This is a genomic window from Pyrinomonadaceae bacterium, from assembly GCA_036277115.1.
Classification (GTDB): domain Bacteria; phylum Acidobacteriota; class Blastocatellia; order Pyrinomonadales; family Pyrinomonadaceae; genus UBA11740.
Genome location: DASUNM010000005.1, coordinates 93,845 through 109,990, shown reverse-complemented (window position 1 = coordinate 109,990; position 16,146 = coordinate 93,845). Strand labels below are relative to the sequence as shown.

Below are 16,146 nucleotides of genomic sequence, written 5' to 3'. Positions count from 1 at the left end.
ATAGTCCGTCCTGCTTCGGTTGTGACGGCTGGCGGCGGCGGCGGAAAGGGTCCCGAACCCAACTCCGCAGGGATTTTTAACTTCGCAAACCGACCGTAGTACCTGCAAAAAATCGAATCTTTTTGAACGGCGATCTGGAATCGTCGGTGGCTTTTTATTCCTCGAAATCGGCTCGCGTGCGGTTCCCCGCGCGAGAAAGGTAAAATAGAAATGAAATCAGCGAGTGGCGCGAAGATGGAAAAAGTGTCGGAAAACGAGATCCTCCCGGCGAACGGTTCGCACGCCTCCGGCGTGCTGCAGGCCGGAGGCATGCGTACCACTCTTCGCCGCGCGATTCAGCCGTTGGGTTTGAATGCGCGGAAGGTGGTCGCCAAACGCTACTCGCTGAAAGACTCCAAAGGAACCACAATTGAAGAATGGAGCGACATCGTAGCTCGCGTCGTCGCGCACGTGTCTGTCGCCGAAACCAATCCCGCCGAACGCGATCTTTTCTACAACACGATGTCGGACATCATGTTGGCGCGCGAGTTCGTGCCGAACACGCCGTGCCTGGTCAACGCGGGCAAGCCCAACGGGCAACTCGCCGCGTGCTTTGTGCTCGATGTCCCGGATTCGATTGCCGGCATCATGAAGACGGCCACCGACGCTGCAATTATTCATCAGACGGGCGGCGGTACCGGCTTCACTTTTGAGAAGCTTCGTCCCAGCGGTTCGATGGTCAGCACCACGCACGGCGTCGCCAGCGGCCCGGTGTCGTTCATGAACATCTTCAATACGACGACTGATACGGTGAAGCAGGGCGGGGTGCGCCGCGGCGCGAACATGGGCATGATGCGTGTCACGCATCCGGACGTGCTGCGTTTCATTCACGCGAAGAACGATCAGCACTCGCTCACGAACTTCAATATCTCAGTCAACGTTACCGACAAATTTCTTGAGGCAGTTGATAAGAACGAGTGGTATCAGCTCGAGTTCGGTGGCGAGACCTGGAACGATCCGGTTTTCGATCCCGTCACGGGCCGCAACTACGTCGTCTATCGCCGTCCCGACGGCTCGACCGTCACCTTCCGCGACAAAGAGACATTCGAGACTGCCGATCTCTCCGACGCTTTGATTGAAGAGCCGCCGGCGCCGGGATTTGTTTATGCGCCGGACATCTGGAATCGAATTATTTCCAGCGCCCACAAGTACGCCGAGCCGGGCATCGCGTTCATCGACGAAGTGAATCGCCACAATCACATGATGAATTCGATGGGCCCGATCATGGCGAGTAATCCCTGCGGCGAGCAGTTTCTGCACTTTGCGAACTCGTGCAACCTCGGCTCGATCGACGTCAACAAGTTTTACAATCGCGAAAATCGTGTGGATTGGGATCGGCTGGCGGAAGTCACGCACTGGACGACGCGTTTCCTCGACAACGTGATCGATACGTGCGCCTGGCCGCTTCCGGAAATCAACGATGTCGTGAAGCGCACGCGTCCGGTGGGCTTGGGCATCATGGGCTTTGCCGACCTCTGTTTGAATCTGAAGATCACTTACGGCTCGCCAGCCTCAATCGATCTAATGGATGAGGTAATGGGATTTATTAGAAAGGAAGCCTGGACTGAATCGATGCGTCTTGGCGCCGAACGCGGCGTCTTCCCCGAGCTCGAAGCGAATCGCGACGCTTACGCGAATTTCCTGTACAACGACATCGGCATCTCACGCGAAGTTCCGCTCACCCCGCGCAACTATGAAGTTACGACGATTGCTCCAACGGGCACGATTTCCCTGGTTGCCGAGACGTCGTCGGGTGTTGAACCCAACTTCTCATGGGCTTACGTGCGAAAGGACACTCTCGGCACGCGCACGTACGTTCATACGCTCGCCGCGCAAGCGCTGGGGATGGATGTAGATCAAACCGATCAGGCTTCGATCGATGCCGCCGCCGCTCACGTGGTTGAGCATGAGCACGAACTGCCCGGCTATTTCATTTCCGCGATGTCGATCAGCGCAGAGCAGCACGTGCACGTGCTCGCCGCCGCGCAGCGTAACGTCGACAACAGCGTGTCCAAGACCTGCAACGGCGCGGTGAACGACACGATTGAATCAGTCGATCATCTCTATCGTTTGGCCCGCCAGCTTGGCTGCAAAGCCGTGAGTTATTACCGCGACGGCTCGCGCGAGAACCAGGTGCTGACTTCGATGAAGACTGAAGCCAAGACCGAGTCGCCAACGATTGTTACAACTACGACGATTCTCGATCCGACTCCAGACTCCGCACTCCAGACTCCAGACTCTCCAGTTCTGACTGAAGGCAGGACCGAATCTGAGAACGAAGCTGCCGCGCGTCGTCTGGCGGAAGCTGAGGCTGCGGCGCGCAAGCAAGGCGCAATTCGTCTCGAGCGGCCGCGCGAACTGCGCGGTGCGACCTGGCGCATTCCGTTCGATGGACAGAACCTCTACGTTACGGTGAATCACGACGACGAGATGATTCAGGAAGTCTTTGCCACCGGCCCGATCAGTGGTGGCGTGGGCATGCTGGCTTCGAAGATGCTGCGTGGCGGATTCGACGCAGCGGAAGTCGCTTACAGCTTGAACAAAGTGACGGGCACGCACGCTGTCTGGTTCAACGAACGCCTGCTGACGTCACCCGAACAAGCCGTCGCCGAATGCATCATGATCACCAACCGGCGCTTGAAGGGCCATCCGGATTCAGCGCGTGCAATGAAGACTCAGCCTTCGCTTGGTACACAGTCCTCCGGACTGCCTTCTCAGTCCTCAGTCCTGAGTCCTCAGTCCTCGACGGACACCCGACATGTGGTCGGCGCGATCATGTCCACGATGATCAGCACCTGCCCCGAATGCCACGGCCAACTGGAGCATGCGAGCGGCTGTGATTTCTGTCGGGACTGTGGGTACAGCAAGTGTCGTTAGGTGTTTTCTTATCATGTATACCCTGATCTCCTACTCGCCTTTCTTTCTAGCAAGTTAGAGCGGTCAGGGTATACCGCAAAATCCACCTCTCTGCTCTTCACTAAAATCAGTCTTTTTGTCTTCCTTTTCCTCGACCACCCCCGCCCATTGTCAGGTGAACTTCTGCTTAGAAACTATTAGTTTCTGAGCTGCGAAGCAGCTCATAACTACTCGTGAGCCGTAGCGAGGAAGGCAGTCAAGGGCGGAGCGAACTGTTTTTAGTTCGCGGAGTTCATCGGAGCGAAGCGGAGACCCTTTACTGCCTCCGCAGCGGAGGCTATTCGGTTGGAAAGCTTGCCCATGAAGCGAAGACTTGTTGCCGGTCGTCGGTAGGACTCAGCGGCGTAGAACTAAGTCAATGAAGTAATCCTCGCGCGTAGTTTTATCTCCTTCAAATAGATCGAGTAGTTCAGTCGAATCTATGATTCGTCGAAGAACCTCTCTCACTAGCGAGTCCGCATCGCGAGAAACATCTGCCAAAGTTCTTGCCGCAGTGGAGCCCATTACGTCCCCGTGAACAACTTTACTGCGGATGTTGTATAACTTCTTAACCCGGTTGAAAAGAAGTCTGCGTTCCTCATAATTGCCACCAAGGAATAGGGCAATTCGTTCGGCGAGTTTGTGCACGATCTCGGATGAGCCTGTTGAGAATAAGACTTCTAGGCAAGTCATGTAGTGGGAGATTTTGACAGAGAGATCGGTACAATCGCGAGCAGAGTCGGCAAAGAATGTAGCTCTTGAAAGCGCACGTACCTCATCGGCGCTTATTATGGTTCCGCTAGGTTGCACTTGCTCAACTGGGTTCAGAGTCGAGGGGCGCGTTGTCCTGGCACCAATCCTGTGGAGTCGTTCGTACAGCCCACGGGCTTGTAATAGTTCACATCGGGTGAATTTCTCAGGATGCCGGCACCCATTAGCAAGTGTGTAAAGGGATGCCCGTGAATTGCTTGATCCAATTTCTTTGCCGCTTGGGTCAACAGAAAACAGAAAACCGAGTCCGATGTTAATGGAGTTGTCTTTAATCAACCACAATGAGAAAACAAACTCTAGAAGAGAGTTATGCCATATCGACAAAATCTGAAGAGGCTCAAGAGATTCATCGGCTATTCCGCGAGTGAAAACCGCAATCTGCCTTTCTATTAGATCAAGGTATTCAAGTCCCCCTATCGCCAATTTCATCCGGTCTGATATCAGGCTTTCGATAAATGGTGATGTCCACGCCAAATAGATCCCGTCAGCCATTTCAAACGGTTCCTCAATTTCATCGCCGAAACTAAAGTCTTGAAATGAGTTAAGAAGGAACATGAAGCGTATGGAGAGTCTCAGTCGCGCGATCAAGAGGCTATTAATCGCAAACGTACGGGGTCACATTCAACGTTTCGCTGACTCACCCGAGGTCCCTCACGGCTCCACCCGTCTAGTTCAATGACGGTCGTGCGTGTCGTTTTATCGACCGGTCTCAGCTTACGTGATAATAGGTTTCCAAATCGCTCGTCGTGTGTCGATACAATTAGCTGCCTCTGATCTTTTGTTCTTCTAAGCAATTCGACTAAACCTAGCAGATTGATATCATCTAAGCTCTGTAAAGGATCATCGAGCATGGCTACGGAAACCGGCAGATTTCCTACGCCTATATTCAACGACAGGAACACGGATACCGCTAATGCGTTGATCTGAGAACTGGACAGCACAGCAGCTGGCGCATCGCACTCCTTAGACTCAATGGGGTCGTTGATCACAGTTGATAGCAAGCCGCGTTTGTTGTAGATACGTGAGGTAAACCTAACGAGGCGAAAAGTTGGGTGCGGATCAATTCTCGAGTAAACATTCTGCAGGATTGGCGTAATCCCTTCTAGGCGCCTTTCGACAACCGCTAACGAAGCCTCGCGGAGTGCTTCAATGACTCTTTGTGCTAAGTCGCCGGTCCTATTACGACTAGCGATTACCTTTTCACCTATTTCGTCCTCCTCGCGTAATGTCGCCGCTTCTCGCCTGACTTCGTCCAACGTTGCCAGCATTGAGGACTGGGCAAGACCAGTCGCCAAAGATTCGCCGCGACGTTGCAATTCAGACATCTCAGTGATTCTAACTTCTGTTTGGGCTAATGCTTGTTGGATTGTTTGATCGGTGTAGTCATCGATCGCCAATTCTTTCAGTTGTGTGCCAATCAGTTCGCGCATCTTCTCTTGTTCCGCAACTTGCCGTTCCGCTGATCTCACGGCTGTCTCGGCTTGTTGAAGCTGCTGCTCAGTTTTAGACATCTCAGCCAATAATTGCTGGAGTCTCTCCGGCTCCTTATCAACTGGTATGTCAAAGGGCTGATTCGCGAGGTGCGTTAGGCGTTCCCTTGTTGATTCTTGATCGTAAGCCTGATGGCAGACTGGGCAAACTTCACCAAGATTATCTAGAGCGAGAACGGCAAGTGTTTTGAGCTGTTCTCCCTTCTCCTTCACCGCAGCCTGTTGGCTTCTGAGGTCGGACAAGCGAGCCTGTTCTCTAGCGATGTCCTGCTTCAACTTTTCGCGACGAGTGAGCATTGCTTCAGTTGATTTGCGCAACTCGATTAGGCTCGGTACTGGTTCGTCGCTAATGCGTTTGCTCTCAGCGTAGAGCGACCGGAGATCCTGAACGCGTCGTTCACTGCGTCTGCGACGAGAAGTCAGCTCATTAATAACCGCATCTATTGAAAAAGATGCCTCTCGTGATGACGGCTCAACGCGCTTGGTCTCAATACCCAAGCGGCCCACTTCTTCCCACCACTCTTGCCATGTGCTATCGGTTATCGCGACCGTGGCCGCAGATGATCGACGCGTCAATTCACTAATGCGTGCGTCAACTAAAGCCCGCCGTTCTCGTACCGGCTTCAATTCCTCCATACGTTGGTTCGTTGCAGTGGACCAGGCTTTCTTCGCGCGTTCGAGACTTGCTTGCAATTCCGTTATGCGTCCAGTTCCGACCAACTCACTCAGGGTTTCGAACCTCTCTACCTCGGAAGCGGCTTCAACGAATTCTCGTATAACGTCCTGCTGAAGATAAACGCTGCGAGTTAGGACAGCTGCCAGGGCATCTTGTGCGTTGGCCGCCGTTGCGGCGCTCGGCCAGATTTGGCTAAGGAGATACGCCTCAGCTACAGGACCATGATAAAGATTGTCAGCAATCCGGGCGGTTATGCGCGTTTGCTTTCCATCATAACTACGCGTGATGGTGCAGGATTCGCCAGTGGTCGATTCTTTAAGTTTGAGCTCGACTCGTGCTTGACCAGTCTCAGAATATAAGGACACGAAACGCGAATCGTCTTCTCCGAGTCGCGGAATTCGACCGGTCAATGCCCACAGGACGCTGTCAAAAATAGATGTTTTTCCATGGCCGTTCGCTGCTACCAGAATGACGGCGTCTGCATCAAAGTCGAAGAATTGTTTCCGCGAGAAGCCGCGAAACCCATTGAGCTCAAGTGACGATAGTCTCATGCCCATTTATTCATCCGTTCTCTCATGCAGCTGTTCTAATAGAGGCAATTGTTCAGCGAAGGCATTAACAAGAATTTGTGTGACGTGTTCGGAAATTCCCTGATTAGCCAGTAGTTCAGGCAGAAGATCGAGCGCAGACTCTTGTGGAATCAGATTACGCTCGTCGGAGAGTGGTAATAGCGACCGTAACACGCGTTCCACGTCACTCGATTGTTGTAGATCACTACCAGTGGCGACGAACTTTCTTATTCGCGTTGTGTCACGTCTAATCTCATCTATCTCCGCAGACTCGGAAGTGAGGATACTGGGCGTCAAGAGGATGAGATACCCATCCCAAGACTTTGATTCAATGCGACCGACTTCGCCCGAGATAACGTCAACTAGCGAGCCTTGTCTGTCAGTCCACTCATCTAGAAGTTCCCTGCATGTGGCATACACAACGACACCAACGATATTGTATGGGTCCTCAAAGAGTCGTGAGGAAGAAGTATCCCAATCGGGAAATTTCTGGATCTGTTGGTAGCCTCCTGTAGCCAGCGTTTGAGTCGCTGCCGCCAGTAGATCACTGGTTGAGAATGCGCTAGATCCATCCGTCATGGAACTATATCTCCAATGGTTTCAGGCGCGCTTCGAATAACACTCACGTGGTACATAGGAGTGTCAGGCGCGATTAGATCATCAAAAGGTATATCGCCTCGCGCAATGTCTTTCGGTAAGGTTGGCAATTCAATGGGCTCTGAGGTTCCGGCGACTAAAACGCCATTAGCTTCCATCTCGTCAACACGCTGTCGTCGGGATCTCAGCTGCGCTTCCACTGCCGCCCTTCCACGATGACCTCGACCGGAGGCTAGAATATATCTAGCTACGGTCCGATGATCTCTTCGAAATTCCACCATACCATTTTTCAAAATGACAGCGGACGAAGCTGAGATTCTCGCGATCATGGCGATCGCTAACAATAGATCCCCGATGAGTCGAAACGCATCATCGCTTGCGGGCTCATACGGTTTGCTGGCGAGTAGAACATGCGCCCGAAGAATGCCCTGCGTGACAAAATCAAGATTCATGATCTGATTCACAAGGTCCCCTGAATTCTCGGCTGGTAGCTGTTCTTCTTCGGTTTTCTCGCGAAGCGATTGGTCAAGTTTACTACGGAATTCGACTGTCAACCGTTTTGCCAGCTCAGTCATGAATTCACCCCACCCGAGCTGGATGTAATGTTGTGCATCGACACCAGCTTCTAATGCAAAACGCGATCCTACGCGTGCTCCGGGACCTACCTGATAAACGACGGTCGGCATTGGGAGAGCTTCTCGAATTAGACGACTGCTCTCGAGTAAGACTGCTATGGGCGTCCCTAAACCCGCAAAGACAACGACGGGGGCTGTCAGCACCCTGACGGCGATGAGAGCTTCCCAATGATTTCTCCAGTCCTCCTCGAGCACAGAAGTGCGCAAAACCCACAATTCAGGGTCCGGAGAGTTCGCGTTTCTGTGCAAGTAATAAACATTGACGAGCTTGGTATGGGGCAGTTGCAAGTCCTCGGGCCGTTCAATCACGCCAACAACAGAGCCAAGTCCCAGCTGCGAAAGCGCAGTTGTAAGCGCCACGTCAAAATTCAGGGTGACGACAGACGAAATCGCCCCCTCAGCAAGCAATGCAGCGGTGATTAGATAGCCGTCATTGGGTGGAGCTACTTTGAAATCAGATATGGAGAGTATTCGATCGACAACCGGTTTTTGGAGCCGAGTCTTGTCAAACACCTTATCGCATAGGACCGAAAGGTCTTCAGGATTTGCACACTCGCCCTCGTTGAGTATTGAATCGGCAACAAGTCGTCGATGAACCTCAAGTGATAGGTCTCGAGAGATCGGTATGTTAGTCGGATATTCAACAGAGCAGCCAGCCCCAAGAATCAGTGCCACCTGACCGCCGGCAGGTGAGGATATTGCTTGTAGCAGTTCTGGGGGTAAAGGCACTGTCTTCCTTGAATTTCAGGCGTGTGTAGAGAACCGGGAAATCAGGGTTGTCACCTGCCAAGATCGTGGCCGTTAACAGCAAGCTTCCAAATAAAAAACACCCTATTTCTTCTCGCCTAGCCATGTTCATTCTAAAATCCGAGGCGTTCCTGCCGAAATCTCCCTAGGGCTCCTGAAACGGTTCGCGAAGTCTATCAGGCTTGCGAGAGTCGTCGCGAATATAAGCATATGGGTTCAGGAATTCAAGTAATTCGCACCTACTGTCCGTTCTGGGAAAGAACTGTTTACGAACTATGGGATGGACCTCATCCGGTAATTGCTGCGAACAATTATCTCAGATCAAATCTGATGTTAGAGGATGCTACGCTTGCCGACAAAGCGTACTCCTTGGTTCCATTCTTCCGATTTCTCGAGCGCAACGGACTCAATTTTTTCGATTTTACCGAAGGAACGCTCAAGCCATTCATTCTGCATTTTCGAAATGAGTTGTTCTGGCGCGTAAGACAGTCAGAAACCGGAATAGACAATAACCCAACTCGGCCGCTCCATTACGCGCGTGCGTCACACATGCTAGGAGAGGTTGGCTTTCTTTGTGCCTGGTGGGGCCTTATTCAGTCGGAAGCGTGCCGACACAGTTACAGAACCAAGTCGCAGTGGCAAAACGCATCGAAAGCCCTGCCCGATTACTTCAATATCGGTGTTCCGCGCGGGCGGCGAAAACTGAAATTCAACCACGTATTCGAGCCGAACGAAGTCGAAGCCATATGGAGTTACCTGACCTCTGAAGCACGTCCTAAGAAGCCTTTTATTCTCTCGGAGCATCCCTTTGGACCCAAGCGTGGTTGGTCATCGCGGAAGAGTGTCAATTGGAAAGCTGCCCAACAAACTTACAAAGATAAACGCGCGTGGTTTCACCGGCAACAGATGTTGTGGGCTTTGATGCTCGGATCTGGCATGCGCCGCAGCGAAGTTCCGCTAATCATGGATGAGGACATACGCTTTTACGGTGAGGACCTTTGGGTTTGTTTGAGACCAAGGAATGAGACCCAGAGGCTTGGCACAGCAAAGACTGGCCCTCGCACGATTTTCATCGGTTGGGATCCGAGAATAATTGTCGCTTGGCAAAACTGGGTGCGAAGTCGTTCGCTGTTAATCGATAAGTGGAAACGGTCAGGCAACACGTCCCATCACATGTTCTTAACAAACCGTGATGGTGGACCGCTGACCGTGAACGGGTTGGATAGCCTATTTGAAAGCCTAAACACAAGGTTTCCGATCTTTGGTGGAGAATTCACGGAGGAGCAATTCACCGCACATCCACATGCAGTTCGTCACACGGTTGAGTCCCTCTTCGAGGATTGGGGGGTTCCCCGGGACATACGACAACGACATCTTGGTCACAAAAAACCAGAAACCACAGATTTGTACGGAAAAGTATACAGGAGACGCTACGTCGATTTTCTCTCAAAGCTGGAAAGCACCCGAACTGCCGAAATGACAAAAGCTTACAGTGACAACCTAGTGTGATTCATCATGACGACCAACTGTGAATTCCTCACAACCGATCTTTGTCGAGTCGAGATTCGGTCTTTTACTCTCCAGGCTGAGATAAATGTTCGCGACAAAGTTTTTTTGATCAAGTTTGAGTTCGGTTCGACTCCATTCTCGCACGACATTCGCGCGTTTCTAATTGATCGCGGTCCTCATTGGACGAGTAGAACTCTTCAGGGTTACTGTCATGCCATTCAACGGCTCCTTTCTTTCTCTGCTTCTCATGATCGACCCAGTCTTACATCAGAGACGTTTGCAGCCTACACAGAATGGTTGAAAGCTACGCAATCATGCAAAGGAACAAAACTGACGGAGGAGAGTCGTCGATTTTACGGAAGTCTGTTGCTTCAATTCATCGACTGGCTAGCGGATGGCGGCAGAATTAGCTTACGAGACGCTCATGCCGCTCGCCAACGTCATCGTGCTGCCTTTAAGGGCAGTGCTGCTCGCAAGCTCGAGTTGATGAGAGCAAATGCCATTCCGCCAGAGAGATTGATTCAGCTTCGAAAAGCTGTCCGACTCGAATACGAAGAATGTCAGGAGCTACTGCAAACAGATCCTGAGGTGTTGATCAATGGTCAATCGTGCTTTCCGTTATTGCCGTTTTCCATCCTTCTCGGAATAGACCTAGCCGTGCGTCCGGTCGAATTTAATCACATGAAAATTGGTGATCTCCGGGGCGATCGGCTTTTGCTAAGACCGCCAAACAAGGAACCATCCGAAGTCGCCCTCACCTCGAGCATCGGATCATGTTTTGAACTGGCCCAAAAGGTGATGTCGCAGTACCGCACATCTTTAAGGTCTGGGGAACCACTGATGATGATCCGATGTCTCGGAGGCCCATGGAGAAACACACTCTTCAGGTTCGATACCGTGAGGTTGAACAAATCTCTCGAAAGATTCTATGAGAAATATTTTGAGTTTCTCGATCCGGACGGTATTCCGTGTCTTTATACCTTTTCCAAATCTGAACAAGACCCGGCGCCTCAAAAATGTCACCTACCCTTCAAGACGTTACGCGGGGCAGCCATAACCGAAGCCGCACGCCACGAGCGTAATCCGGAGACAGTCATGCGATTTGCGCGGCATCTCACGTTCGATACAACGATGAAGTTTTACATACACGAGGCACATGAGCAGTGGTTGAGAAACATCGCCACCTACCTTGCGCCTTCCGCGGAGATGTTCAGGATTTCATTAGCGAACAAGATTGCATCCCCTCAAGATGAGGGGGTCGCGCAGACAGCCTCTGCGAAGGTTCCCGGTGGTCATTGTCAACAGGCGGTGTCGGGAGACTATTCTTGTCGGCGCGCTTCAGATTGTCGACTCTGTCCGTTCTTTCGAATTCATATTTCTAGAAAGTCGTTTTTTGTGCAAGAACGTGATGAAGCTTTGAGTAATGCCAGCAACCTGGAGAACGATTTAGGCTTAACTCGTGACGCGCAAAACCTGCGCGAATTTGCTGCCCTCAATCAAGCAATAATTGATCGAATCGACGACGCTATTTCTCAGGCGTAACAACGATGACGCTTGCAACCGAACATCAACATCTAACAGCTGCTCCGTTGGATTTTATCGGTGGTAAACCTTATGTCCACCACACTGGCGAATTCGTAATGTTCGACGACGATTCATGGTTGATATCTCCCACAATCGGGGATCGGACGAGCGTCTCATTTGGCGATCTGCCTGCTTGGTTTGTTAGGCCGGTGAAAATCACTCTGAGTCATGGTTGGCTAAGCTTAAGGAGATCTCCGAACTGGTGCGCAATCCTAGTTTCAACATTCCGACAGATGTCGACATGGCTGGAAGACTTTAATGGCGGTTCGATGGCAGATTTGAGGAACGAACATAAGCTGATTTTGCAGCGTCGAATTGATCAAGAGATTACTCGATATCGCGACACGCTGCACGAGGCAGCGACAAAAGCTGGGCGTGTACTGAGCGATCGTGAAAACAAACGGATCCAACGTGAGTCAAAACTGCATGGACCCAAGTTTGCCCGGAATGCCATTAGTGCATTCAATATGGCGGCAATTCTCTACGAAGAAATCGACGGCACTACAGTGCCAGTCCGGTTGAAACGATCAAAGCTTCTAAAACAGTGTGAAACCCGATCCGTAGGTTCGGCCAATCCCGACAAGGTTCTTAGTCCCGACCAAATAGCAAATATCGAATATGCCCTTCGACAGGATCTGCGGCGCTACCGAAAGGGACTGGAAACAATAAAACGGCACCTTCAGTCACTTGACTTGCGAAAAGCAGAATTTCGTCCGCTTGTGAGTTTTGATACTGAACGCTATTTCGGGTTAAACGGCTTTCGAGAACACAGAGCGAAGGATGTCGCTACATTGAGAGGCCTGTCGCCGAACTCGGCGCCAGACGTAACGCGCCGCATTTCGAAGTTTCTATCCCACCGACTCGGCGCTCCACTTGCTGCCGAAGTCCTTCAACTACGTAGCCAATTCGGCCAGGCCGGCCAAAACCTCAGTGAAGTAACAAAGAATCGTGATTACGTGCGTACTATTCTGGCGAACGTCGATCTCTCCGCTCCAGCAAGCCCGACAAGCCTTTGTATCGTTCTTTACTTTGGGTTGAAGGGTAATCGTATGCATCCGGCGTCAGCGATTGGCGCTCAAGTGGGCCTGACAGAGATTTCAGTTTCGCGAAGAATATCCGCTGGGCTTCGTCGGTCGATTGGAGAGACTAAGAGTAGGCGAATAATGGCAATTCGCGAAGCCTTGCCGCGTTATCTTTCTCGCGCGATCAAAGCCCAGGCATTGAGACTACAACTTGCCGCAGCAAGACGCGTGAGTGCCATTCTCGAGCTTGAATCGGAACCCAAGGTGAAAGTTCAGTCGATCGCAGGTCGGCGAATAGTAGAAATCCAGTTCCGAAGCCGTAAGACTTGGGGTGATGAGGGCTTACTAGAATGGGTCCCTTGCGTGGATGGCTTTGGAGAAATGGCGGAAGATGCAATTCGAACCGCTCAAGGACTCACCGCTGAAATCAGACCTCTGGCATCTGAGGACGCGCAGAAACGACTATTTATTATACCTGGGCGGTCCATTGGCTCCGCGATCGCCCTTACAACGAAGGTTTTGGCAGAGTATCTATATACCAATCAACCTGGGAAAGTTGACTTGCTTCGTCGTCACAAACTCGACGATTTATTGAGCTTCCAGCTGCATCACGCACGTCACACCCACTCCACTCACATGATGGAGGCCGGCGGAACTGTTCAAGATGTTGCTCGCTACCTTGGTCACATTCTTGGCGGGGGAAGTACAAGAATGGCCGCGACCTTTTATCTCGCTGGCGGCACAGACAAGATGAGGCACAGAACGGCCGAAGCGCTGCGAAGAGGCGCCGCAACAGGGATGATTTTTGACGGCGTAGCTAGGATGAAAACTGAGGCGATGGGGGAGGAGGCCAAGAACATAACTGTGCCGCCGAATCAACTATCATTTGAAGAAGCGAAGCGAAGAGTTCTCCAAGCTGACATAGTCGACGATATTCCTATGAGTCCTCAGGAGGCGGGCAAACTCGCCTCGCAAAAGGTCGTTTTTAATGTTACCCGCTATGGCGGATGTTTGTTACAAGCGAATTCAGGGCCTTGCCCCACAGCGAATCCTTGCCCAATCGGAATCTTGCCAAAAGGTACCGACCCGGTGCTAGGTTGTGGATGCAAGTACCTAGTGCTACTGCCTGATTCTGTTGAACAACTAACGGCGGATATAGAAGTCATGGAGTCTCAGCTTAGTCGCATGCAGGAGGATCAATGGGGATGGAAGTCCCACACGGAAGCAAAGCTAGATCATTACAAGTCACTTCTTGAAACTGCTAGATCTCTCAATGGGTCAACCTAAGACATCACAACCTTCTGCTCCCATTGTCAGTGCGCGTGAGCAACAACTTTTGGATGACTTCCAGCTTTTGAAGAGCCAAGGAGAGAAGGTTACTATTGCTGGGTTCGCTCGACGTAACGGTTACGCGAATAAGTCAGCACTTCGCCATTTTCCGGTTCTACGCCGAGAATTAAGTGACTATGTCGCACGGTTTTCGGCGGCGTCGCAGAAGCGACAAGGCTCATTAGAAATCAAATTCCTCGAGTCGCAGATTGAGCGGCAGTCTCGCAAAATTGAGCGCCTGGAGACCCAAGTCAAGACCATTCCCCAACTCAAAGCGAGGATTGTCAGACTAGAAGCTGGGAAGGAAGAAGATAGCCGTAAAAAGCGGCTACTCCGCGCCATGCTGAGCACCGTCATATCGTTTCTTAGCAGTAGCGATTTTGCAAAGGCTCGTGACCTAAGCGCTCGCCTTGAAAAGCAAGCGAAAGCACTTATGGAAGATGCTCAGGACGATCTTGGCTCATCCGGTAAAGGATAGAGACTTCCCCATGATTCCCTCCCCACGCGTACACATTATCGGATCACCTGAGGCGAGCGACTTGATTCGCTCACTGCGTTCTGAAACCCCCGTGGCTTTCGTAGGTTCCGGAGTGTCGATTTGGGAGCCTTCGGGAATGCCAAGCGGACAGGACTTTACAGCTTCACTCTACTCATTACTGTTTGATTCATCCTTTCCTCTTAGTGCTGAAGAACGTCCCATCATTCATGAGTTGTTCAATGAAATGCCGTTTGAGCACGTTCTTGAAGTATGTCCGAATCCTCGAGCGGCCGGCGATCTTTTGGTTGAACTGTACGGTAGAAACGTTCCAAACGCCTTTCATAAAGCGTTAGCAGCAGCGCTGGGAGGTGGCGAAGTTGCATCATTGGTAACCACCAATTATGACTGTTGCCTGGAAGCGAGCTTGAGTTTACTTCAGCTTCGAGTCCGGAAAATAGTCACCGAAGACGATGCCGAAACGTTCGCACCCTCCCTGCCGACTTACTTCAAGATTCATGGCTCTAGTGAACCAGGACTAGAACACACGGCAATTCGCACACTCGGTGAAGAACATTTGCTACCCGCTTGGAAGCGTTCAGTGTTAAGAGATCTTCTAGACCATAGGACGCTTGTCTTTATCGGGTATTCTGGGCGCGACTTCGAACTTTGTCCGGAGATATCTCGCATCGCACCCTCGAAGATTGTTTGGATCAGCCGTAACCCAGCCCCACCAAGCGTGAATGCCAAATTACTATTACAAAATTCAGACGGCCATATTTTGAGCGGCGATATGAACGCAGTCCTGCACGAGTGGCTAGGCTCTGCGCCCGCAAAGTTGACAACTGGCATGGATGTTGTGACTCAGCAGTCACTATCAAAGCGATTTACTCACGAGCAATTAAAGGAGTGGCGCCTGGCAATTCTTGTGAGAATCGGAGCCCCCATATTAGCGCTAAGGACAATCGAAACGGCAGGGACCTTGGATCGTGTAATCGCTAAACGCCAGCGTGGCCATGCTCTTGTAAGTGCCGGGAAGTGTCACTCAGCCGCGGGAGATTTTCTACAAGCGAGCTGGCAACTCTACAGGAGACATGGGCGCGCGGCAGCGGGCGATGCGCTGCTTGACGTTTGCGATGCCTATAGGATCTACGGTGCAGTCTCGCGCTCATGGATAACATTCGCGGCCGCAGCTTTTCTCGTTGACAAACAGTCTCGTGCCAAAATGCTCCTAAAGTCAGCTCTCTTACTCTTTGCTGTGCACGGTTTCCTGCCGCCTACGTTCGCACGACTGCGTCGATGGTTGCGTCACTGTTCAGTCCTTGTGTTGCGCAAATGTGCAATGGAGGCACTGGCTAAAGGAAACTGGCTTGATTTTCAACAGGCGGGTCTTGTGGGACTACGACTTGGAATACCTCTGGAAGACTTGGCAGAAGGCGATTTTTATCCCCCACCCCAGCCTGGAGAGGGGTATCTTCAACTTGGCTACTTTTTGGCGCAATCGATGGCGCTTCTGGACGAGGTCGAAAAGCGTCCGCCTAATGGTCGAACGGCCATAGAACGATCCGAACTTGCTTTGGCTGTCAGTCGCCAGTTGCATTACTGCGATGTATTAGGAATCGCGCCCCAATCGTGGAAACTACGGGCCGCGTCGCGGTCCTGCTTTGACTTAGACAGTGGACAAGAGGCCAACTACATTGACTCGATGCTGACTAATTTTCGCGCGTGCGAGTTTACACGCATCATGAGATCTTACTGGCGTCGACGTATGCCGCTTCTGAGAGTGCGGTAAGGCACGAGGATGAGAA

The 16,146-nt window shown here is 51.6% G+C and carries 10 protein-coding genes; 6 read left to right on the top strand and 4 right to left on the bottom strand.

The genetic code is table 11. The features are described from left to right. Positions 1-210 precede the first annotated feature (210 nt). Positions 211-2,916: an adenosylcobalamin-dependent ribonucleoside-diphosphate reductase gene (locus VFX97_01620; protein HEX5701900.1), complete on the top strand. Its 2,706-nt coding sequence runs from the start codon at positions 211-213 to the stop codon at positions 2,914-2,916. Between the two features lie 375 nt (positions 2,917-3,291). Here the strand turns inward: VFX97_01620 and VFX97_01615 are convergent, their stop codons facing one another. The 4 genes from VFX97_01615 to VFX97_01600 are packed head-to-tail and all read right to left on the bottom strand — an operon-like array spanning position 3,292 to position 8,185. After that, the gene (locus VFX97_01615) at positions 3,292-4,260 is read right to left on the bottom strand and encodes a hypothetical protein (GenBank protein HEX5701899.1); all 969 of its coding nucleotides are present in this window, start codon (positions 4,258-4,260) and stop codon (positions 3,292-3,294) included. A 29-nt stretch (positions 4,261-4,289) separates the two neighbouring features. Beyond that, entirely contained in the window at positions 4,290-6,428 is a 2,139-nt protein-coding gene (locus VFX97_01610; GenBank protein ID HEX5701898.1) for an AAA family ATPase, read from the bottom strand. After that, positions 6,429-7,019, bottom strand: a complete 591-nt coding sequence (locus VFX97_01605) for a hypothetical protein (GenBank protein HEX5701897.1) — start codon at positions 7,017-7,019, stop codon at positions 6,429-6,431. After that, positions 7,016-8,185 (bottom strand): hypothetical protein, encoded by a 1,170-nt coding sequence (locus VFX97_01600; GenBank protein HEX5701896.1) that lies wholly within the window; start codon positions 8,183-8,185, stop codon positions 7,016-7,018. Before VFX97_01600 ends, VFX97_01605 begins: the two co-directional genes overlap by 4 nt. A gap of 444 nt (positions 8,186-8,629) precedes the next feature. Here VFX97_01600 and VFX97_01595 point away from each other — a divergent pair, with 444 nt between their 5' ends. From VFX97_01595 to VFX97_01575, 5 genes are all read left to right on the top strand, one after another. After that, positions 8,630-9,928: a site-specific integrase gene (locus VFX97_01595; protein ID HEX5701895.1), complete on the top strand. Its 1,299-nt coding sequence runs from the start codon at positions 8,630-8,632 to the stop codon at positions 9,926-9,928. A 6-nt stretch (positions 9,929-9,934) separates the two neighbouring features. After that, positions 9,935-11,470 (top strand): hypothetical protein, encoded by a 1,536-nt coding sequence (locus tag VFX97_01590; protein ID HEX5701894.1) that lies wholly within the window; start codon positions 9,935-9,937, stop codon positions 11,468-11,470. 5 nt (positions 11,471-11,475) lie between these two features. After that, positions 11,476-13,821, top strand: coding sequence for a hypothetical protein (locus VFX97_01585; protein HEX5701893.1), 2,346 nt, complete (start codon positions 11,476-11,478; stop codon positions 13,819-13,821). After that, complete coding sequence (locus VFX97_01580; GenBank protein ID HEX5701892.1) at positions 13,808-14,341, top strand: hypothetical protein; 534 nt, start codon at positions 13,808-13,810, stop codon at positions 14,339-14,341. The genes VFX97_01585 and VFX97_01580 overlap by 14 nt, the downstream gene beginning before the upstream one ends. Before the next feature lie 136 nt (positions 14,342-14,477). Next, on the top strand, positions 14,478-16,130 hold the full coding sequence (locus tag VFX97_01575) for an SIR2 family protein (GenBank protein HEX5701891.1): 1,653 nt from the start codon (positions 14,478-14,480) through the stop codon (positions 16,128-16,130). The last annotated feature ends 16 nt before the right edge of the window (positions 16,131-16,146 follow it).